Genomic DNA, 20,789 nt, shown 5'->3' on the forward strand with positions numbered 1-20,789 from the left:
CTGAAGGCAAGCCCTGCGTCATCCGCACAAACGGTAGCATCCCTCCATGCGCATCCTTCTGGCCGAAGACGACCACAACCTGGGCACCTGGCTGAGCCGTGCACTGGAGCATGCGGGCATCCAGGTCGAATGGGTGAACGACGGCCGCCTGGCTGACCGCGCGCTGCAGCAGCACGACAACTACGACGCACTGGTGCTGGACCTGGGTCTGCCCGGGCTGGACGGGCAGGCGGTGCTGCAACGCTTGCGCGACCGCGACCAGCGCCTGCCCGCGTTGATCCTGACGGCACGTGATTCGCTGGACGAGCGCGTGCGCTCGCTCAACGCGGGGGCGGACGATTTTCTGGCCAAGCCCTTTGAGCTGGCCGAGCTGGAGGCTCGCCTGCACGCCCTGGTGCGCCGCGCGCGTGGCAACGAGCACCAGCGCCAGGCCTGCGGTGCGCTGGTGTACGACAGCGCCCGCAAGCAGTTCACCCTGCGCGGCGAGCCCCTGGCCCTGTCCCCGCGCGAACATGCCGTGCTGCGCGTGCTGGTGCAGCGCAGCGGCGAGCCGTTTTCCAAGCAACAGATCCTGGACCGCGTGTTCACCGACGATGACGATGTGCACCCCGAAGCCGTCGAGGTGTTTGTGCACCGCCTGCGCAAGCGGCTGGATGGCAGTGGTGTGCGCATCACCACGCTGCGCGGCCTGGGCTATGCGCTGGAGGCGGACTGACCGATGGGCCTGACCGCACGCCTGCGCCGCGCCAGCCTGTGGCGGCTGCTGGCCATGCTGCTGCTGCCGCTGCTGGCCCTGGTGACGGGCGTGGAGCTGTGGATGACCCGGCACGATGCGCTGGAGGCCGCCAACGCGGCCTACGACCGCTCGCTGCTCGGCGCGCTCAAGTCCATCGACGCCAACATCTCGACCGCCTCGGGCGGCCTGTCGGCCGAGTTGCCGTACAGCATGCTGGAATTCTTTGAACTCACGGCCAGCGGCAATGTGTACTTTCGCGTGGCGTCGTCCGACGGGCTGGTGGAGTTGGGCAATGCCGACCTGCCCCTTCCTGCTGGCGCGCTGGAGCCCGGCGTACCGCGTTTTTATGACGCCACCTACTTTGGAGAGTCCGTGCGGCTGGCCGCCTACCGCCGCGCGCTGGACCGTGCAGAGCCGGCATCCACCGTGCTCGTGCAGGTGGCCGAAAGCACGCGGTCGCGCCAGGACTTCACAGCCCGCTTTGTGCGCCGCGCAGTGCAGCGCGATGCGCTGGTGCTGGCCCTGATGGTGCTGGGCACTGCGGCACTGCTGGCCGTGGCGCTGCGCCCGCTGGCGCGGCTGGCGCGCGAGGTGCAGGCCCGCAGCGGCGACGACATGACCCCGCTGGCATCCAACGACCTGCCCGCTGACATCCGCCCGCTGGTGGACGCGGTCAATCAGCAGATGGCGCGCACGCAAGATCTGGTGGCACAGCAACGGCAGTTTCTGGACGATGCCTCGCACCAGCTGCGCACCCACCTCACCACGCTGCAGATGCAGATCGACTACGCACGCCGCGAGGGCGACACCACGCAGGTGCAGCACACGCTGGCAGCCATCGGAGGCGAGATCGCCCGCGCCACGCGCAGCACCCAGCAACTGCTGGCGCTGGGCCGCAGCGACACAGCGGCGGTGGAGCTGACGCCCTTTGACCTGGCCGCGCTGCTGCGCACGGTGGCGCTGGAGCTGCTGCCCCAGGCGCGCACCAAGCAGATCGACTTTGGCATCCATACGCCCTCCGCTGGCATCGAGGCCGTGGGCGACAGTGGCCTGCTGCGCGAGGCCCTGACCAATCTGGCAGCCAATGCCATCGCCTACACCCCCGCGCAGGGCACCGTCACCGTGTCGGCCGCGGGTGACAGCCTGGGCTGGAGCATCTGCGTGGAGGACAACGGCCCCGGTCTGCCCGCCGAGGAGCGCGACGCACTGGGCCAGCGCTACCGGCGCGGCTCGCAGGCCACGGCGGGCGGCTCCGGCCTGGGGCTGGCCATTGCGCGGTCGATTGCCGAACGGCACCGGGGCAGCCTGCGGCTGCAGGCGCGCGCTGAAGGGACTGGGCTCCTGGCAATACTCTGGTGGCCCCGCGCCTGACACAGTCTGCTGAACAAGTGAACGCTCCACACCCCATGCCGCAGCCCTTGCCCACCACAGACCGCCCGCTGACAGCGCCTTGCAGCCGCCGCCAGCTGCTGCAGACGCTCGCGGCCGCCGCCAGCGCTGGCGCGGGCCTGGCTCCCTTCCCGGCGGCGGCCGACGCATCCCGTGAGCCGGCGGAATGCATTGCGCCGTCACGCCCCGGCGGCGGATTTGACCTGACCTGTGGTCTGGCCTCGCAGGCACTGCAGGCCGTGCGCCCTGGCCGCACGCCGCTGCGCACCCGCTACCTGCCCGGCGGCATCGGCGCGGTGGCATTTGACCAGGTGGCCACCGGCCGCCTGGGAGGGCCCGGCACGCTGGTGGCGTTCTCCAGCGGCTCGCTGCTCAACATGGCGCAGGGCCGCTTCGGCCCACACCCGGTGAGCGCAGTGCGCTGGATAGCGACGCTGGGAAACGACTACGGCGTGGTGGCTGTGCACCGCGACGCCCCCTACCAGCGCTTGCAGGACGTGGTCAGCGCCTTGCAAAAAGATTCGGGCCGCGTGGTGTTTGGCGCCGGAGGCACGCTGGGCAGCCAGGACTGGGTCAAGGCCGCGCTGCTGGTGCGCGCAGCGGGGCAAGACCACAAGCGCATGCGTTTTGTATCGTTTGAAGGCGGCGGCGAAGCGCTCAAGGCGCTGGGCGGCCGGCACATCGACATCTTCACCGGCGACGCGGCCGAGGCCACCCGGGCCGCTGCAGAAGGCCTGCCGGTGCGCATCCTGGCGGTGCTGGCACCCGCGCGGCTGCCCGGCACACTGGCCGCCCTGCCCACGGCACGCGAGCAGGGCATTGACCTGCAATGGACCACCGTGCGCGGCCTCTACATGGCTGCCAGCGTGCCCGATGCAGTCGCCCACGCCTGGACGACCGCCCTGCAGGAAGCCCAGGCGGCGCCCGGATATGCCGCGTTGTGCGCCCGCCATGGGCTCTACCCCTTTGCGCTGAGTGGCCCAGCCCTGGACGACTATGTGCAACGCAGCCTGGCCGACTATCGCCGCCTGGCGCAGGATCTGGGGCTGCGGTCCTGGCCGCGTTGATCTGCGTTGCGCACCACCTCCTGAGCGATTGTTCCGCTGACCGTCCCTACGCGGGCAAGGCACCCACTCCTTGTAGTCCGGGCAACCCAGCAGGCCGGTCATCGGCAGGTAGCACTGCTGTGCGGCGCTCGGCCTCGGCGTCTCCCGCTGCGGGCAAGGAAGACTGCGCCACATAGGCCGTCAGGGTGTTGCGCCACTCTTCGTTCGATGCGTCCATGGCGTGTCGCATGCGCGCCAGCAGCCAACCTGCTGCCCCGACCGTCAAGGCCAGCATAGCCAGAAGCCCATACACCAAGGACGCCGGGAAATGCCCTGCATTCAGCTGTTCCACACGGGCCAGCAATGCGAGCGTGGCCTGATGGTCTTGCTCGGCCTGCGCGCGCATGCGATCCACTTCCACCTGCAAGGCCTGCATGCGCGCGCCGGGGGATCCCGCGCCGTCCGGCGCGTTAGCCTCCGCAGCCGAAGCCGCCACCGGCATCAGTGTTGCGCCGTCGGACGGAGCCCCTTCGCCCGAGGCGGGCGGCGTGACCAGCGCCGTCAACGGCTCCATCACCAGCCGGGGCTTGGACGGTCCAGGCGCAACAGGTGCCGCTGCTGGAGCCACCGAGGCGGTGGACGATGCCGACGCCTGTGCGGGGGGCGCTGCTGCGGCCTCGGGCGCCATGCTGGGCGCGGTGCTGGGTGGCTCCTGAGGCGCCGTCTGCGCAGTGCTGGTCGCGGAAGCCACTGCCGCTGTGTCAGCGGACCGGCTGCGCGCAACGGGAGCCTCGGCAGACTTTGCGGCCAGTTTCGTGCCCTTGCGGGCTACCCGGCTGGCGGCCAACGCCTTGCGCGGCCGCGAGGTGCCCATTGCGGTTGCAGAAGACGCTTCTCCGGCAGCCACCCCGGCCGCCCGTGAGGGGGAGGCATCTGCCAACGGCACCTCCCAGGGAATCGCCACTGGCTTCAGCCCGGCCGCAACGGTGGCAGGCAGATCGGCCAGAAAGGTGTATTCGCGCGTCACCCGGCCCGTGCAATGCACGGAGACCTGGGCCGTCAGCACCGGCTCGTCGGCCAGATGGGAGGACTGCACCCGCAGCACCGGGTTGCGCTCCGGTTCGCCCGGCCGCACGCTCACCTGGACACGGCCTGCCGGCACGGCCACATCGCCAGACACCAGCCGCGCTTGCGGGCACAAGGCGTCCACCGACATGCCGGGGTCCAGCTGGACTTCAAAGCCCAGGTCGATGGGCTGTCCCAGCCATACCTTGCCTTGCGGCGCGCCCAGGGACAGGGCTTCCGCCGCCTCGGCCAGCAGCCCCAGGACGACGACGATCAGGGAGTTACGAAGCATCACAACCACCTCCAGCCATTGCAATTAGTTTCTACATGAAACAAAACACAACGGAAAGAAATGAATGCGCAGGTTTCAGTGCCAGACCCCGGACAGATCGCGGTTGGGTGCGCCTGGCGTTGAGCAACGGGCCGTGTGGCCCGCTACCGTTCCAGCCACCACTGGATCACCACCTTGGCCAGGAACCCCAGAAAACCCACGCCCAGGCCCAGGAAGAGCACGAAGGTGCCAAAGCGTCCGGCCTTCGATTCCCACGCGAGCTGCCCGATGATGAACAGCATGTAGGCGATGAACGCCCCCACCCCGTAGGTGAGGAAGAAGCCCGAGATCTGCGCCTCGGTAAATCCAAAAATCACGATGTCCCTCCAGGCCGGCGCACAGGGGCCGCCGGTACACCAGGGGCCACCAGGTCACGCTCGGGCAGGCTGGATGCATCTACCAGGTCGCGGTATGCGTGCCAACTGGCGTGGCCCAGCATGGGCATCACAGCGATCAGGCCCAGCAGCAGGGAACCCAGGCCCAGCAAGGTAAAGCCCAGGATGATCGCTGCCCAGAACGCCATCGGAAGCGGGTTGGTGATGACCGCCTGCCAGCCGGTGAGCACCGCCTGCAGCAGCGTGGCGCGGCGGTCCAGCAGCAGGGGCATGGCCACCACGCTGGACGCAAAAATGGGCGCGGCCATCAGGCTGCCCAGCGCCAGCCAGACTTCAAACAACCAGCCGTCACGCGCCATGACCACATGGCGCAGAAAGTCGAGCGGTGTCTCGATGGGCACGGGCGCCAGCAGCGTGATGAGCGCCGCAGATGTCACGACCCAGCCCGAGGCGGCCAGCGCCAGCAGGGCCCCGAACTGCAGCATGCACCAGTAGTCGCTGCCCCATTTGTTCACATGGCTGTTCTGCCAGTTGAGCCAGGTCTTGAGCACCACGCCCAGGTTGGCGGCTTCGCCACGCTCCAGCGCGCGGCTCAGCGCATACAGGCTGGTGGCCAGCACCGGCGCCACCACCAGAAAGCCCGACAGAGCCCCCGCCAGCAGCCAGAAGCGGTGGTGTGCCACTGCAAAGATGGCGGCCCCAAACAGTGTGAGTGCCAGGCCATGCGCAAAACTGATCCAGCCCGCCCGCGCCATGTCGCGCCAGGCCAGCACCAGCCAGGTCATGGGCTGCATCATGCCGATGGTGCGGATGGCGGGCAACGGGGGGGGAGTACGGGGCATGGTGGGAGGGGTCGCTGAGCGACGATGGAGTGTGACCTGATCAGGCAGCGGCTTCAACCGCCGCGCGCCCAAACCTTGACCTGAGGCAAGAAACCGAACCCAGCGAAACCGGTCAGGCCAACAGCCGGCACAGCGCGGTAAGGCTGTCCACCGTGGCATGGGGCGGTGTGTCGTCGTGCGGCCAGGGGTGGTTGGCGCTGTTGATCCACACCGCCTGCATGCCGGCATTCAGTGCGCCCTGCGCATCCAGCGTGGCGTCGTCGCCCACGTGCAGCACCTCGTGGGGCAACACATCCACGGCCGTGGCGGCCGCATGGAAGATGCGCGCATCGGGTTTGGCGATGCCAAAGTCCGACGCGCTGATGCTGTGGCGAAAGTAGTGGCCGATGCCGATGCGGTGGATATCGGCATTGCCGTTGGACACCGCCACCACCGGGTAGCGCGCTGACAAGAAAGCCAGCGTGTCGTGCGCATCGTCAAACAGCTCCACCCGCTGGCGCTCGGCAAAGAACAAATCAAACGCCGGTTCGGCCAGCGCGGGCTCATCACCGGCCTGCGTCAGCGCCAGCCGGATGGACTCGCGCCGCAACGCGCTCAGGTCGCCCTTCAGGTCAGGGCGCAGGGTCACCATCTGGTTGCGGATGGCGCGCAGCGCCTCGGTGTCCGAGAAGAGTGCCGCCGTGGCGGGCGCGTGGTGGGTCAGCCAGTCCAGCAGCACACTTTCGGCCCGCGTGATGGTGGGCCAGATGGGCCAGAGCGTGTCGTCCAGATCGATGGAGATCGCACGGATGCGGGAGGTGTCCAGAGAGGGATTTGGCACAGGGCGCACCTGAAGGATGAAGGCGAAAAAAGAGGCCCCGGCGATGCACCGGGGCGAGGGCCGCAAAGCATACCGCAGGCCTTTGCGGAATGCAGTGCGCTCAACCCGGGTCTGGCGCGCCCGCAGGCCCCAACGAAGATCCGCGCACCACCAGCAGCCCGGGGAGCAGGCTCTCGCGTGCAGGACCCTGCAGGCCATTGATGCGCTCCAGCAGGCACTGCGCTGCGCGTTGCCCGATGGCATCGGTGGGCTGGGCCACGGCGCTCAGGCCGGGCCGGATCAGCGACGCCCACTCAGGGTCGTCAAAGCCCACAAAACCCAGCTGCTGCCCAAACGTCCACCCCATGCGCGAGACGGCCGCTGCCACCCGCAGCGTGACCACCGAATTGCCCGCCACCACCGCGCAGCGCTCGCCGGGCCGGGCCTGCCGCAGCAGATCGGTGAGCGCCTGGTCCAGCACCTCATCGCCCTGCTCGGCCGCCAGCTCCAGCACCGCGCCGCGCACCGCCGAGCCCTTGGAGGACACCAGCGCACGGAAGGCCTCCGTGCGCTCGATGCGGGAACTCACGCCCAACAAGGGCTGGGTGATGTAAAGCAGGCGCTGCCAGCCTTGCTGCTGCAGGTGGGCACAGGCTTCGCGCATGGCGCCCTGGTTGTCCAGCGAGACGAAGTCTGCCGCCAGCCCGGCGTGGCGCCGGTCCACCAGCACGGCGGGCTTGCCGTGCAAGGTGTTCACATCCGCCTGCCCCTCGCCCTGCCCCAGCGTGTTGAGGATGAAGCCATCCACCTGGTAGCTGGCCAGCGCGTCGATGGCCGCGCGCTCGCGCTCGCGGTCATTGCCCAGGTTGAACAGCATGACCAGGTAGCCCGCGTCCTGGCAGGCTTTCTCGGCCCCCCGCAGCACAGCCACCGAATAGGGGTTGGTGATGTCGGCCACCACCAGGCCAATGAGCCGCGAGCGGCCGTGGCTCAGCGCCTGGGCCATGGGGCTGGGCACATAGGCCAGCTTGGCGATGGCCGCCTCGACCCGCGCGGCAATGTCGGGGCTGAGCAGGCGTTCGCGGTGGTTGAAGTAGCGCGACACCGTGGCCTTGGACACACCGGCCTCGGCCGCCACATCGGCGATGGTGGGACGGGCGCGCAGCGTGGCGGAGGGTGCGGGTGTCGGCGGGCTCATGCGGGTACGGCGTTGTACACGGCGGCGGGCCGCTCGCCCGCCAGGGCCTGCAGCAGGTTGGTGGTGGCCAACGCGGCCATGGCATGGCGCGTGTCGTGCGTGGCCGAGCCAATGTGCGGCAGCGGGGTCACGCGCGGGTGGGTGCGCAGGGGGGACGCCAGCGGCAGCGGCTCGGTGGCAAACACATCGAGCCCCGCCGCGCGCAGGGCGCCATGGTCCAGCGCGTGCAGCAGGTCTTGCTCCACCACGGTGGCGCCCCGGCCGCCGTTGATGAAGATGGCGCCGGGCTTCATGGTCGCAAACATTTCGGCATTGACCATGCCCCGTGTGCTGTCCGACAAGGGCAGCATGGCCACCACAAAGTCCGACTGCGCCAGCAACGCGGGCAGCGGCGTGTGGATGGCCTTGCCCTGCAATTCAGGGGCTTGGGTGGCCAGGTCGACCGGGCGGCGGGCGTGGTACATCACCGGCATGCCGAACCCCAGTGCGGCGCGGCGCGCCACGGCCTGGCCAATGCGGCCAAATCCGAGCAGGCCCAGCGTCTTGCCGTGCACATCGCTGCCAAACAGGTCTTCTCCAATATTCTTCGTCCACCGGCCCTCGCGCACCAGTTGCGACAGCTCCACCAGCCTGCGGCTGGTGGCCATGAGGAGGGCAAACACCGAGTCTGCCACCGTTTCGTCGAGCACTCCGGGGGAGTGGCACAGCATGATGCCGCGCGCCTGCAGCACGTCCAGCGCGTAGTTGTCCACGCCCACCGAAATGCTGGACACCACCTGCAGCCAGGGCGCACGCGCCAGCACGGCAGCATCGATGGGAAAGCTGGAGCCGATGAGCCCGTGCGCCTGCGCCAGCGCCGCGTCAAACCGTGCGCGCTCGTCGGGCTTGCGCGGGTCGGCCACTGTTACGTCGTGGACGGCGGTCAAACGCGCGAGCTGGTCGGGCGGCAGCTCGCGAAACACCAGCACCTTTTTGCGCACTGGGCTTGTGCTGCCGTCTGTTGAAGGTAGCGCCAGGCTCACAGGCCCGCCTCCTGCAGCTGGGCGCGGGTGGGCAGCCCCTCGGTGTCGCCCAGCACCTGCACGGCACGCGCACCAATCCAGGCACCCCGGCGTACGGCGGCGGGCACCGGCAGGCCTTCCAGCAAGGCGCTGATCACGCCCACCGCAAAGCCATCGCCCGCGCCCACGGTGTCCACCACCTGGGCCACGGGCACGCCGGGCACGCGGCCGGTGCCGGCCACGTCGCTGTCGTAGTACGCGCCCTCGGGCCCGAGCTTGACCACCACCAGCTTGGCACCCCGCTCACGGTAGAACCGCGCCACACCCTCGGGGGTGGTTTCACCGGTCAAAAACACGCCCTCTTCCATGCCCGGCAGCACCCAGTTAGCATAGGTCGCCAGGGTGTTGATCCAGTGGCGCATGGTCTCGGGCGACGACCACAGCGTGGGACGCAGGTTGGGGTCGAACGAGATGGTGCGGCCTGCAGCGCGCATCACCTCCAGCGTGCGGATGGCGGCCTGCAGGCTGGTGTCGGAGATGGCGGCAAACACGCCTGTGGCATGCAGGTGGCGTGCGGACTGCAGCCAGGGCTCGTCCACATCGGCGGGCCCCATCTGGCTGGCGGCGGAGCCCTTGCGGTGGTATTCGACCTGCGGGTCGCGGCCATCCGTCACGCGCTCCTTGAACTGGAAGCCCGTGCGCTGGGTGGCATCGCACACCACGTGCGAGCAATCGATGCCCTCGCCCTGCATGGCGGCCAGCAGCGCGCGGCCCATGGAGTCGGTGCCCAGGCGGCTGGCCCAGCCCACCTTCAGGCCCAGGCGCGCGAGGCCAATGGCCACATTGGTCTCGGCCCCGGCCGTGCGCTTGTGAAAGCCGGTGGCGTTCTCCAGCGGGCCGGGCTCGTTGGCCACCAGCAGCAGCATGGCCTCGCCAAACAGTGCGACGTCAAAAGCCGGGGCGGTCATGCAGCCTCCCGTGCAGCGCGGATAAAGGCCACTTGCTCGCGCGTGACGGCCACCAGGTCGTCGCCCACCAGCGGGTATTCGATGGCATGCGGCACATCGGCAGGCAAAGCGCGCAACACGGCGCGCCATGGCGCCACCGAATCGGCCAGCGGCACCGCCACCCACTTGGCGGGCAGGCGCTGCACACCCTTGCAGTGCACATAGCGCACATAGGGCGCCAGGGCCTGCGCGGCCTGCAGCGGGCATTCGCCCTGCCAGTGCCAGTTGCCCATGTCAAAGGTCATGCCCAGGTCGAGCCCCGCCTGCGCCTGAGCCGCAAAGAAGGCCTGCATGGCGGCCAGCGTGCCGGCGGTGGCGGTCTGGTCGTTCTCGATCACCAGCTCCACCTGCGGGGCGGCCTGCAGCAGGGCCTGGAGGCGTTGCAGCGACGCATGCGATGTCGGCAGGGTCGCGCCAAAGCCGCCAATCGACATCTTCAGGCGCGGTGCACGCAGCACTTGGGCGGCCTGCACGCCACGCGCCAGGGCTGCTTCATCCAGCTCGCCCTGCGCGGTCCACAGGCCTTCGGGGCTGGAGTACACCGCCGCCCGGCCCGCCAGCGCTGGCAGCTCGGTGGCCGCATCGCGCAGCAGCTCGCCACGCACCTCCACGCCGTCCGCGCCCGCTTGCTGGGCCAGGTCGGTGCACCACAGCTGGCCGTGGCGCCCGGTTTCGGCCGCGCCGAAGGAGGACAGGGAAATCAATACCTTCATGTGTTTCTTTCAGGCTCCGCCCACCAGGGGCGGAGGCCATCAACCGCACGACCTGTCAGGTCTCAATGTGCGTGGTGTGAACTCAGGATCTGGCCCAGGAACTGCCGCGTCTTGTCGTGCTGCGGCTGGCCGAAGAACTGCTGCGGTGGCGCCTGCTCCAGGATCTTGCCGTCGGCCATGAAGATCACCCGGTCGGCCACGCTGCGGGCAAAGCCCATCTCGTGCGTCACGCACAGCATGGTCATGCCGTCTTCGGCCAGGCTGATCATGGTGTCCAGCACTTCCTTGACCATCTCGGGGTCGAGCGCCGAGGTGGGTTCGTCAAACAGCATCACCTTGGGCGCCATGCACAGCGCCCGCGCAATGGCCACGCGCTGCTGCTGCCCACCCGACAACTGGCTGGGGTGCTTATGCGCCTGCTCGGGGATGCGCACGCGGGTCAGGTACTTCATGGCCACTTCTTCGGCCTGCGCCTTGCTCATGCCGCGCGATCGCATGGGGGCCAGCGTGCAGTTTTCCAGAATGGTCAGGTGCGGGAACAGGTTGAATTGCTGGAACACCATGCCCACTTCGGCGCGCACGGCATCCACGTTCTTGCCGCCAGCGGTCAGGTCGATGCCATCGACCTCGATGCGGCCCTTTTGCACCGTCTCCAGCCGGTTGATGCAGCGAATCAGCGTGGACTTGCCCGAGCCCGATGGCCCGCAGATCACGATGCGCTCCCCTTGCCGCACCGACAGGTTGATGTCGGTGAGCACCTGGAAGCTGTCGTACCACTTGTTGACCCCCTCCATGCGGATGATCGGCGGTGTGCCGGGGGCGGTCGTGACTGCGTCGCTCATCAATGGCTCCTTATCGTTCAGGCAGGCTTACTGCAGCTTGGGCAGATCAGCGCCCAGCCACTTCTGGTACAGCTTGTTCAGCTCGCCATTGGCAGTGTTGCGTGCCACAAAGTCGTTCACGGCCTTGGTCAGCTCGTCCTGGCCGGGGCGCAGGGCGATGCCCATGGCCTGCTGCAGCAGGTTGAACTTGTTCTCGAAGGTGTTGGCGGGCACGCGCTTGGCGATCTGCGCCGCCACCGTGACCGAGCAGCCAATGGCATCCACCTGGCCCGAGATCAGCGCCTGCATGGCCGATGCATCGTCGTCAAAGCGGCGGATTTCGGTGCCCTCGGGCGCCGCCTTGGTCACGGCCACGTCTTGCGTGCTGGCGCGGGCCACGCCCACGCGCACGGTCTTGAGGTCCGCAGCGCTCTTGATGTTGGCGCCGGTCTTGCCGTACAACACGATGGTCGCGGCCGCATAGGGCTGCGAGAACTGCACCTGCTTGGCCCGCTCGGGCGTGATGGCCAGCGAGGCCACCAGCAGGTCGACCTTGTTGGTCAGCAAGAACGGGATGCGGTTGGGGCCAGTGACGGGCACGATGTTGGCCTTCACGCCCAGGTCCTTGGCCAGCAGCTTGGCCACGTCGGCGTCGTAGCCGTCGGGCTGGTTTTGCGCGTTGGTGGTGCCGTAGGGCGGAAAGTCCACCAGCATGCCGATGGTGATCTCACCCTTCTTCTTGATGTCCGCCACGGACTGGGCCGAGGCCAGCGGCGCAAAGGCCGTGAGCGCGGCACCCAGGCCCAAGGCAGCCAAAGCGGCGGTGGCGGTGCGGCGTTGCAAAGAAAAAGTCATCGCATGTCTCCTGGTGGTTGGTGTGAACGAGAACAGAAAGAAAAGAGGATGGCGGCGCGTGGGTCAGCGCGCCAGAGCACGTGCGCGCTTGCGCTCCATGCGTGCGGCCAGCAGCGACAGCGGCCAGCAGATCACGAAGTACAGCGCGGCCACGGTGGTGAACACATGCAGCGGCTGAAAGGTGGCGTTGTTGATGATCTGCCCGGCCCGCGTGATCTCGGTGAAGCCGATGATGGCCGCCAGCGATGTGCCCTTGATGATCTGCACCACGTAGCCCACCGTGGGCGGCAGTGCGATCTTGAAGGCCTGGGGCAGCACCACAAACCGCATGCGGGCCACGTACTTGAGGTTCAGGGCCTGCGCAGCCTCCCACTGTCCACGTGGCACCGCTTCGATGCAGCCGCGCCAGATCTCGGCCAGAAACGCCGCGCTGTTCAGCACCAGCGCCACGCCCGCGGCCACCCAGGGGTTGATGTCAAACCCCAGCACGGGCGCACCAAAGAAGATGAGGAACAGCTGCAGCAGCAGCGGCGTGCCCTGGAACACCTGGATGAACACGCGCGATGCATTGCGTGCCGCAGCGTTCTCTGAGGTGCGCGACAGCGCCACCACCAGCCCCAGCAGCGCACCGCCGACGAAGGCAATGGCCGACAGCGCCAGCGTCCACTGCGCGGCCTGCACGATAAAAAGAAACTCGGAGAGTCCGAAAGTACGCATGGCAGGTATTCCTCAGCGACGGTCTGGGTAATTCAGCATGCGCTGATAGATCAGCTTGAACAGCGCCGAGAAACTCAGCGCCAGCGCCAGGTAGATGGCCGTCACCACGATGTAGATCTCAAAGCTGCGGAAGGTCTGCGACTGCAGGTTGGCCGCCACCGAGGTCAGGTCGTCCGCCGAGATCACCGACACCACGGCCGAGCTGAGCATCAGCAAGATGAACTGGCTCGTGAGCGCCGGGTAGATGGCCTTGAGCGCGGGCTTGAGGATCACAAACCGAAAGATCTCCCACGGCTTGAGGTTGAGCGCCTTGCCCGCCTCGATCTGCCCCTTGGGAATGGACTCGATGCCCGCCCGCACGATCTCGGCCGCATACGCCCCCAGGTTGACCACCATGGCTGTCAGCGCCGCCGTGTAGGGCGACCAGCGCAGGCCGATGGATGGCAGCGCAAAGAAGAAGAAAAACAGCTGCACCAGAAACGGCGTGTTGCGGATGACCTCGATGTACGCATTGATCAAAAACCGCAGCCAGCCCGGCCCGCCGGTCTTGCCCCAGGCGCAAAAGATGGCCACCACCAGCCCCAGCAAGGTGGCGGTGAGCGACAGCTGCACGGTGATCCAGGTGCCCTTGAGCAGCAAGGGCCACGCGGCAAACACGGCATCGAACTGGAACTGGTAATTCACGGTGGACAGTCGTTATTCCAAAGTGGCGCCAGTTTATGAAACCGGTTTCATAACCACATCAGGGAATACCCGATGCGCCCAAAAACAGGGCTACAAACGCATGAAGACGACATGCCCGGCGCTGATCTCGCAGGCAGCTGTGTGCCGGGCGGCAAATAGGCTCCCAGCCCGCACTGGCCCGGCGCGTGGGTGAAAATGCCGCATGCCTTCCTTCCACCCCGAACCCCCTTTCACTCACGGCCAAGCCGACCGCACCGCTGTGCTGCTGTGCAACCTGGGCACGCCCGACGAACCCACGGCCCCGGCCGTGCGCCGCTATCTGGCGCAGTTCCTGGGTGACCACCGCGTGGTGGAGATTCCCAAACTGCTGTGGATGCCCATCCTGCACGGCATCATCCTGCGCACGCGCCCGGCCAAGTCGGCCGCCAAATACGCCAGCATCTGGACGCCCGAGGGCTCGCCCCTGGCGCACTGGACGGCCAAGCAAGCCACGCTGCTGCGCGGCTGGCTGGGCGAGGCGGGCCACGCGGTGCTGGTGCGCCACGCCATGCGCTACGGCAACCCCTCCATCGCCAGCCAGCTCGATGCGCTGAAGGCCGAGGGCGCCACGCGCATCCTCATCCTGCCGCTGTACCCGCAGTACTCCGCCACCACCACAGCCAGCGTGTTTGACGCCGTCTACACCTGGGCCGCCGCCACCCGCAACGTGCCCGAGCTGCGGTTCGTCAACCACTACCACGACGCCCCCGGCTACATCGACGCCCTGGCCCGCACCATCGAAACGCACTGGAAGCACCACGGCCAGCCCGACCAGCTGGTGATGAGCTTTCATGGCGTGCCCGAGCGCACCCTGCACCTGGGCGACCCCTACCACTGCGAGGCCCGCAAAACCGGCCGCCTGCTGGCCGAGCGCCTGGGCCTGCGCGAGGAGCGCTACCGCATCACCTTCCAGTCGCGTTTTGGCAAGGCCAAGTGGCTGGAGCCCTACACCCAGCCCACCATCGAGGCGCTGGGCAAGGCGGGCACGCGGCGGGTGGACGTTGTGTGCCCCGGCTTCACCAGCGACTGCCTGGAGACGCTGGAAGAAATCAACATGGAAGTGCGCGAGGCGTTTTTGCACGCGGGCGGCCAGGAGTTTCACTACATCCCCTGCCTGAACGACAACCACCACTGGATCACCGCCCTGAGCCGCGTGGCCCAGCAGCACCTGGCGGGCTGGCCCACCGAGGCCCCCACCGCCGCCGGACTGGCCGACGCACGCAGCCACGCGCTGGCCGGTGGTGCGCCCAAAGGCGTGTGCCCTGTGGCGCACAAATGACGACATAGCGCAGTGATGGCGCCACGGGGTAGCCGCGCTGGCGGCCTCGTTGGCGCAGGGCCAGAATGCATGTGCGCACTGGCCCACCACTACACTATTGATAGCAACCAGGGCATATTGCACTAGCGCATGAGCCCGTTTTGACTCATATTTTGGTGAAAGGGTGCCTCCTGGCCGCCCCTGACGGCCCCGCACCACCACCTCCGCACATCCGCACCCATGCCCGCATTTGCCCTTGCCCCCCACCAGTTGCGTCTGACCATTGACCCCGCCACGCTGGGCTTTGCCAGCACCGCCGAGCTGCAAGACCTGCCCCTGCCCTGGATCGGGCAGGAGCGTGCCCAGGCCGCCGCGCAATTTGGCCTGGCGATGCAGCAGCCGGACTACCACCTGTTTGTGCTGGGCGAAGTGGGCAGCGGGCGGGCGTCACTGCTGCGCCAGGCCATGCAGGCCGAGGCCGCGAAACGCGCGGTGCCGCCCGACCTGTGCTACCTGCACCACTTTGACCAGCCCGACCGCCCCCGCGCTCTGCGCCTGCCCGCAGGCGAGGGCCGCCTGCTGCGCCAGGGCCTGGCCGACATGGCACGCAGCCTGCAGGCCGACATCCCCAAACGCCTGACCAGCCCCGACTTCAAGGCCGAGGCCGAGCGCATCGAGAAGACCTGGCAAGCCCAAGAGAACGAAGCCTTTGCAACGCTGGACGCTTTTGCCGAGGCCCGCCAGTTCCGCCTGAGCCGCGAGGCCGGGCACATGGTGTTCACCCTCACCGGCCCCAAGGGCCAGCCGCTGACCGAAGGCGAGGCGCGCGCCCTGCCCCGCGAGCGCCGCACCGAGATCGACGCCGCCGAGCAGGAGCTGCGCGCAGAGATCGCCAAGTTTCTCGAAACCACCCGCCCACTGGAACGCACGCGCGACGACACCCTGGCCGCCCTGCGCCGCCAGACCATCAAGCCCCTGGTGGAGCACGCGCTGCACGGCATCCGCCAGGGCCTGCGCAAGCAGATCAAAGACGCCGTCAAGCTCACGCAGTGGCTGGACCAGGTGGAGCGCGCCGTGCTGGACCACATCGACCTGTTCGAGCCCGGCGACACCGACCAAGGCCAGGACGCCGAAGACGACCGCAAGGACGCGCTGGACGACCTGCTGGCCCGCTGCCAGGTGAACGTGGTGGTGGACAACCACGGCCGCACCAGCGCCCCGGTGGTGGTGGAAGACAACCCCACGGCCCGCACCCTGTTCGGCAGCATCGAACACGGCGCAGATGCCGACACCGTGCAGGCCGACCACGCCAGCATCCACGCGGGCAGCCTGCTCAAGGCGCATGGCGGCTTCATCCTGCTGCACCTGCACGACCTGGCCGCCGAAGAAGGCCTGTGGCCGCGCCTGCGCCGCTTTCTGCGCTGTGGGCGCCTGCAGATCGAAGACGGCAGCGGTGGCGGCGGCCCCGCCCATGCGCCCGGCGGGGCCGTGGCACTGCAGCCCGAGCCGGTGGACGTGGATGTGAAGATTGTGCTGATCGGATCGGTGGAGGAGTACTACGCGCTGCAAGAGGCCGACCCCGACGCCGCGCGCCGCTTTCGCGTCAAGGTGGACTTCTCAGACCGGTTCATCGCCACCCCCGGCACCCACCAGTCCTCAGCCATCCTGGTCGCGCAAGTCTGCAAAAAGCGCGGCCTGCCCCACTTTGCCGCCGACGCCGTGGCCCTGCTGCTGGAGCAATCACACCGCGAGGCCGACGACCAAGGCCGCCAAAGCGCGCGCTTTGCCCACACCGAAGCACTCGCCATCGAAAGCGCCGCCCTGTGCCAGGCCCGCGCAGGTACCCTGGTACAAGCCGCCGACGTGCAAGCTGCCCTGGCCGCCCGCACCCTGCGACACAACCAGCCCGAAGAAGAACTGCACGAATCCATCACCGAGGGCGAGCGCCTGATCACCTTGCAGGGCTCCATCACCGGCCAGATCAACGCCATGACGCAGATCGACCTGGGCGACTACCGCTTCGGCTTTCCGGTGCGCATCACCGCGCGCACCTTTGCCGGGCAAGAGGGCCTGCTCAACATCGAGCGCGAGGTCGATATGTCCGGCCCCATCCACGACAAAGGCGTGCTCATCCTGCACAGCTACCTCACCGCGTTGTTCAGCCATGTAGCGCCCTTGGCGCTCAATGCATCCATCGTGTTCGAGCAGGAATACAGCGGCGTGGAAGGCGACTCGGCCTCGTGCGCCGAGCTGTACGCGCTGCTGTCCAGCCTGTCAGGCCTGCCCCTGCGCCAGGGCATCGCCGTGACCGGCGCATTGAACCAGCACGGCGAGGTGCTGCCCGTGGGCGGTATCAACGAAAAGATCGAAGGCTGGTTCCGCGCCTGCGCGACGGCCGGGCTGGACGGCACCCACGGCGTGCTGATCCCCGCCCGCAACCAGCGCCACCTGATGCTGGACCGCAGCGTGCTGGATGCCGTGGAGCGCGGGCTGTTCCATGTCTACACCATGGGGCATGTGAGCGAGGGGATTGCACTGCTGACGGGCGAGGCGTCGGGCATGAGCCCAGCGGAGTTGCTGCAGGCGCAGGCGGATGAATTGGCCGGAGGTGCTGCCACGGTGGAGGACACGGTGATGCAGCGGGCGGAAGTGACGCTGCGGGCGTATCGGAGGGCTTGTCAGGTGGCGGGGGGCGCGCGGAGGGGGAGATGGGGGCGGGGGCGGGGGCGGTAGTGATACCGATTTTGTTTCCTAACTGAAACCAAACAGGCCGCGTTATACGCGGGGGGATGCAGTCGATGAACAACTACGAAGCATTTCAGGACGGTCTGCAAAAGGGGCTTCAGTCCCTGTGGAGAACCGAGTTTATGAGTGGACTACGCAATGGAGGGTTTGAACAGACATTACGGAATGTCTGTACGCCCTACCTTGAAAAAACCACAGGCAGGATGGCTTTTACTGAGTCTAGACGCCGGGCAGACCTACTTCTTTGCGATGTTGAAAAAAACACATGCACCCGCTGCGAATTCAAAGTGAACTTCGCGCTCCAGACCTCAGAAATACGCAGGCGCAAAGGAGACGCATTAGCTCAAATTAAACATGACGCTGGATTTCAAGCCCAAGACGGCATCATCGTTTACGCAATTGTCGAACTTATCTACAAAGCTTCGCGCCCCAGTAGACTGGCCGAACTTCACAACAATCATGTAGGACGGGACTCTTACAAGCGATTTCTCGCGGATGATGTTTCGGGCAAGCGAATGAATACTGTCCGAAATTACATGGAAACATGGGGAGAACGAGACCCCGCATTCTTCGATGCCATCTTCCCCGCACAAGGTATCAGCAGCAGAGTTTGGGAAGATGACGACGCAAGCTTTGCGCGACTTCACGCATGGACTTACCACAATCGAAACAGATGAACTCATCGACTACTCAAGCTTGGCCGGATGATGTGATGGGGCGACACCTAGTGGCCGACTTCATCTACAACGTCATTCAAAAGCGCTATCTCTCCGCAAAGGCCACTGGTTCGATTTGCATGGCATTGGATGGTGATTGGGGAAGCGGTAAAAGCTTCTTCATCGAGAGATGGGTAGAAGATCTAAAGAGAGATGGTCACGCAGTCATCAGGTTTGACTCTTGGAAAAATGATCTTTCAGATGACCCGTTGGTTGGCCTTCTTGCAACTCTTCAGAGCGAAGCAAGAAAAATATTTAGCACCTTGGATGTAGAAACAAAAGTCACCCGAAAAATAGAGCAACAAGGCAACAAAGTCTTCAAAAAAGCAAAATCTGTTTTAGCCCCGGCTAGCATAGAAATTGCAAAGGGGGTAGCAGCGAAATTTATTACCCGGGCAGCCGTAGATGCTGTGGGAGAAATTCTTGCCCAAGACGAGGATAGCTCCAAAGACGAAGGCAGTTTGGTTTCAGAAAAATCCTTGGAGAAGGTTTTCGAAAAGGTACTCGACAACCATATAAAAAAGCAAAATGCAATTGCAGACTTCACCAAAGAGCTCGCTCAGCTTGCACTTGATCTTGAGACGCTCGGCAAAAAAAGAATGCCTATCTACATCTGCATTGACGAGCTGGATCGCTGTCGACCGACATATGCAATCAGCCTACTTGAAGGGGTAAAACACCTATTCAACGCAAAAGGGGTCTGCTTTGTCTTCAGCACAAACCTGGGGCAACTTTCAGAGTCAGTCAGAGCAGTCTATGGTCCAGGTTTCAATGGACACATGTACTTAAAGAGATTTTTCGAATTTGACTACCAACTGCCTCCACCAAACAACGAGGCATTTGCCAAATTACTTTTAAAAGACAGCCTTTTAGAACACAGACCTTATTACGGCGGCTTTCCTTCAGATGGTTTGCATGTGAGTCAATCCGTCGTGACACAAACAACTTGCTTTAGCAATATCTCAAAAATATTTGGACTTGATCTTAGAAGTCAACAACAAGTTTTTATCAAAAGCGAGGCAGTCGCCGGCTCGCTTCCGACACCCCATCAAATCCATCTATTATATCTCTTCGCGCTTGCAGCTATACAGCACAAAAGCCCGACAACCTACACATCAATTCAAATCGATGGGGGTAAAACATTCTCAGAGAAAATTGCGCATTTGATAACGCAAGACATCACATTCAGCTTTACATATCACGATCAGAATGGGTCTTTACAATCTGGAAACTCATCCATTCTAGCCACACTGGAAAAATATCATTCACTCAGAAAACGCACCCAACCCGAACTAAATAACTCCCTAACGAGAGCCACAGCAAATAGTCACCCAGGGCAGATCGCAGGATTTATTTTCAACTCTCTATCCCATGAAATAACAAACTTAGACTACTACAATGAACTAATTCAACTAGCAGCAAACATTAATAATTCACAGCGCACGGTCTAGCAGATCAACGGAAATAGAGGGGGCGAACGGCAAGAATGATCAATTGATAGCCGGTGCGGCGATGAGCGTCAGCAAAGCCTGCCCATTTTGGCTAACCCACTTGGAGCCTTGCCTTCATAACGCCAACACTTGCGGCCAGCCAGTTCATAACATCCCCAGTCACCTCCTCCCGATTCGTCTCATTCAAGATTTCATGCCGCGCCATCGGGTACAGCTTGACCGTGACATCGGCCACACCGGCATCGCGATACCGCTGCCCCAGTTGCTCCAACAAGACGCCGCCTGCGGCCAGCGGGTCAGCGTCGCCGGATGCGATCAGGATGGGCAGGTCGCTGCGGAGGCGTGCGAGTTGTGCGGGGTCGGCTAGCCGTTGCGCGGGAGCGAAGAGTGAGGGGATCACATCGGGTGGCACGTCCCAGCCGCACCACGGGTCGGCCACGTAGGCATCGACCTCCGTAGCGTCGCGCGACAGCCATTCGTAGCCGGTGCGGTGTTCAAAGCCTGCGTTGAACGCCGCGAGCCCTGCGGGCGCGTCAGCGGGCGCATTGGCCATGGCGGCGGCGAGCAGGTCAAGGGCGGTGGAGCCTGACAGGATGACGCCGGACCAGGTGGAGGAATGGTCCAGGATGGCCGCCTGCGCTGCGAACGAGCCCATGGAGTGGCCGAAAAGGAATACGGGCAGTTGCGGCCCGTGCTGCGCACGCAGCAGCGCGCCGAACTGGGCCACGTCGGCAATGAGGCCGCTAAAGCCTGCGCTGCCAAAGTCACCCAGCTTGCCACCTGCCGTGCGCCCGTGGCCGCGATGGTCCACGGCGTGGACGATGAAGCCTGCGGCGTTCAGGGCCCGCGCAAAGCGGTCATAGCGCTCGCCATGCTCGGCAAGGCCGTGGGAGATTTGAACGACGCCCACTGGTTGACCCGGGGTTTGGGCCCAGGTGTAGGTGGTGACCTGGGTGCCGTCTGCGTTGGACTGGAAGGAGGAGGTGGTGGTGCTCATCGTTTCATTCTGGCACGGGGTTTGGTTGCCACGCCACGATGAAA

General features: G+C 65.6%; 20 protein-coding genes. 7 read left to right on the forward strand and 13 right to left on the reverse strand.

Annotated features, from left to right (window positions below; all coding sequences use genetic code 11):
- The first annotated feature begins 46 nt into the window (after positions 1–46).
- The 3 genes from ASC83_RS15955 to ASC83_RS15965 are packed head-to-tail and all read left to right on the forward strand — an operon-like array spanning position 47 to position 3,192.
- Entirely contained in the window at positions 47–715 is a 669-nt protein-coding gene (locus tag ASC83_RS15955; protein ID WP_015014896.1) for a response regulator, read from the forward strand.
- 3 nt (positions 716–718) lie between these two features.
- Positions 719–2,107, forward strand: a complete 1,389-nt coding sequence (locus tag ASC83_RS15960) for a sensor histidine kinase (RefSeq protein WP_056064503.1) — start codon at positions 719–721, stop codon at positions 2,105–2,107.
- A 35-nt stretch (positions 2,108–2,142) separates the two neighbouring features.
- Positions 2,143–3,192: a tripartite tricarboxylate transporter substrate-binding protein gene (locus tag ASC83_RS15965; RefSeq protein WP_056065152.1), complete on the forward strand. Its 1,050-nt coding sequence runs from the start codon at positions 2,143–2,145 to the stop codon at positions 3,190–3,192.
- 46 nt (positions 3,193–3,238) lie between these two features.
- Here ASC83_RS15965 and ASC83_RS15970 read toward each other — a convergent pair whose 3' ends face one another.
- From ASC83_RS15970 to ASC83_RS16025, 12 genes are all read right to left on the reverse strand, one after another.
- Positions 3,239–4,528 (reverse strand): FimV family protein, encoded by a 1,290-nt coding sequence (locus ASC83_RS15970; RefSeq protein WP_156379518.1) that lies wholly within the window; start codon positions 4,526–4,528, stop codon positions 3,239–3,241.
- Positions 4,529–4,671: 143 nt separating this feature from the next.
- A complete protein-coding gene (locus tag ASC83_RS15975; RefSeq protein ID WP_056064510.1) occupies positions 4,672–4,884 on the reverse strand; it encodes a DUF2788 domain-containing protein in 213 nt (70 codons plus the stop codon).
- On the reverse strand, positions 4,881–5,744 hold the full coding sequence (locus ASC83_RS15980; protein ID WP_056064512.1) for a DUF2189 domain-containing protein: 864 nt from the start codon (positions 5,742–5,744) through the stop codon (positions 4,881–4,883). Before ASC83_RS15980 ends, ASC83_RS15975 begins: the two co-directional genes overlap by 4 nt.
- Positions 5,745–5,856: 112 nt before the next feature.
- Entirely contained in the window at positions 5,857–6,564 is a 708-nt protein-coding gene (locus tag ASC83_RS15985; RefSeq protein ID WP_156379519.1) for an HAD-IA family hydrolase, read from the reverse strand.
- A 100-nt stretch (positions 6,565–6,664) separates the two neighbouring features.
- On the reverse strand, positions 6,665–7,741 hold the full coding sequence (locus tag ASC83_RS15990) for a LacI family DNA-binding transcriptional regulator (RefSeq protein WP_056064515.1): 1,077 nt from the start codon (positions 7,739–7,741) through the stop codon (positions 6,665–6,667).
- Entirely contained in the window at positions 7,738–8,721 is a 984-nt protein-coding gene (locus ASC83_RS15995) for a D-glycerate dehydrogenase (RefSeq protein WP_056064518.1), read from the reverse strand. Before ASC83_RS15995 ends, ASC83_RS15990 begins: the two co-directional genes overlap by 4 nt.
- 38 nt (positions 8,722–8,759) lie before the next feature.
- Positions 8,760–9,710, reverse strand: a complete 951-nt coding sequence (locus ASC83_RS16000) for a sugar kinase (RefSeq protein ID WP_056064521.1) — start codon at positions 9,708–9,710, stop codon at positions 8,760–8,762.
- The gene (locus ASC83_RS16005; RefSeq protein ID WP_056064524.1) at positions 9,707–10,462 is read right to left on the reverse strand and encodes a sugar phosphate isomerase/epimerase; all 756 of its coding nucleotides are present in this window, start codon (positions 10,460–10,462) and stop codon (positions 9,707–9,709) included. Before ASC83_RS16005 ends, ASC83_RS16000 begins: the two co-directional genes overlap by 4 nt.
- A 62-nt stretch (positions 10,463–10,524) precedes the next feature.
- A complete protein-coding gene (locus ASC83_RS16010; RefSeq protein WP_056064526.1) occupies positions 10,525–11,304 on the reverse strand; it encodes an amino acid ABC transporter ATP-binding protein in 780 nt (259 codons plus the stop codon).
- 27 nt (positions 11,305–11,331) lie between these two features.
- Positions 11,332–12,138, reverse strand: a complete 807-nt coding sequence (locus ASC83_RS16015) for a transporter substrate-binding domain-containing protein (RefSeq protein ID WP_056064529.1) — start codon at positions 12,136–12,138, stop codon at positions 11,332–11,334.
- Positions 12,139–12,201: 63 nt separating this feature from the next.
- Positions 12,202–12,855 carry an amino acid ABC transporter permease gene (locus ASC83_RS16020; RefSeq protein WP_056064532.1) on the reverse strand — a complete coding sequence of 218 codons (654 nt, stop codon included), beginning with the start codon at positions 12,853–12,855 and terminating at the stop codon, positions 12,202–12,204.
- A gap of 12 nt (positions 12,856–12,867) precedes the next feature.
- Complete coding sequence (locus ASC83_RS16025; RefSeq protein ID WP_056064535.1) at positions 12,868–13,539, reverse strand: amino acid ABC transporter permease; 672 nt, start codon at positions 13,537–13,539, stop codon at positions 12,868–12,870.
- A gap of 202 nt (positions 13,540–13,741) precedes the next feature.
- Here ASC83_RS16025 and hemH point away from each other — a divergent pair, with 202 nt between their 5' ends.
- The 4 genes from hemH (at position 13,742) to ASC83_RS23640 (ending at position 19,748) form a co-directional block, all read left to right on the forward strand.
- A complete protein-coding gene (gene hemH / locus ASC83_RS16030) occupies positions 13,742–14,857 on the forward strand; it encodes a ferrochelatase (protein ID WP_056064538.1) in 1,116 nt (371 codons plus the stop codon).
- A gap of 219 nt (positions 14,858–15,076) precedes the next feature.
- Complete coding sequence (locus ASC83_RS16035) at positions 15,077–17,569, forward strand: Lon protease family protein (protein WP_056064541.1); 2,493 nt, start codon at positions 15,077–15,079, stop codon at positions 17,567–17,569.
- 65 nt (positions 17,570–17,634) lie between these two features.
- Positions 17,635–18,258 carry a hypothetical protein gene (locus tag ASC83_RS23990; protein ID WP_156379520.1) on the forward strand — a complete coding sequence of 208 codons (624 nt, stop codon included), beginning with the start codon at positions 17,635–17,637 and terminating at the stop codon, positions 18,256–18,258.
- Positions 18,255–19,748: a P-loop NTPase fold protein gene (locus ASC83_RS23640; RefSeq protein ID WP_162245498.1), complete on the forward strand. Its 1,494-nt coding sequence runs from the start codon at positions 18,255–18,257 to the stop codon at positions 19,746–19,748. Before ASC83_RS23990 ends, ASC83_RS23640 begins: the two co-directional genes overlap by 4 nt.
- A gap of 91 nt (positions 19,749–19,839) precedes the next feature.
- Here the strand turns inward: ASC83_RS23640 and ASC83_RS16040 are convergent, their stop codons facing one another.
- Positions 19,840–20,745, reverse strand: a complete 906-nt coding sequence (locus ASC83_RS16040) for an alpha/beta hydrolase (RefSeq protein WP_056064544.1) — start codon at positions 20,743–20,745, stop codon at positions 19,840–19,842.
- Positions 20,746–20,789 lie beyond the last annotated feature (44 nt).

Origin of the sequence: Acidovorax sp. Root402 (genome assembly GCF_001425125.1) — a bacterium.
GTDB lineage: Bacteria > Pseudomonadota > Gammaproteobacteria > Burkholderiales > Burkholderiaceae_C > Acidovorax > Acidovorax delafieldii.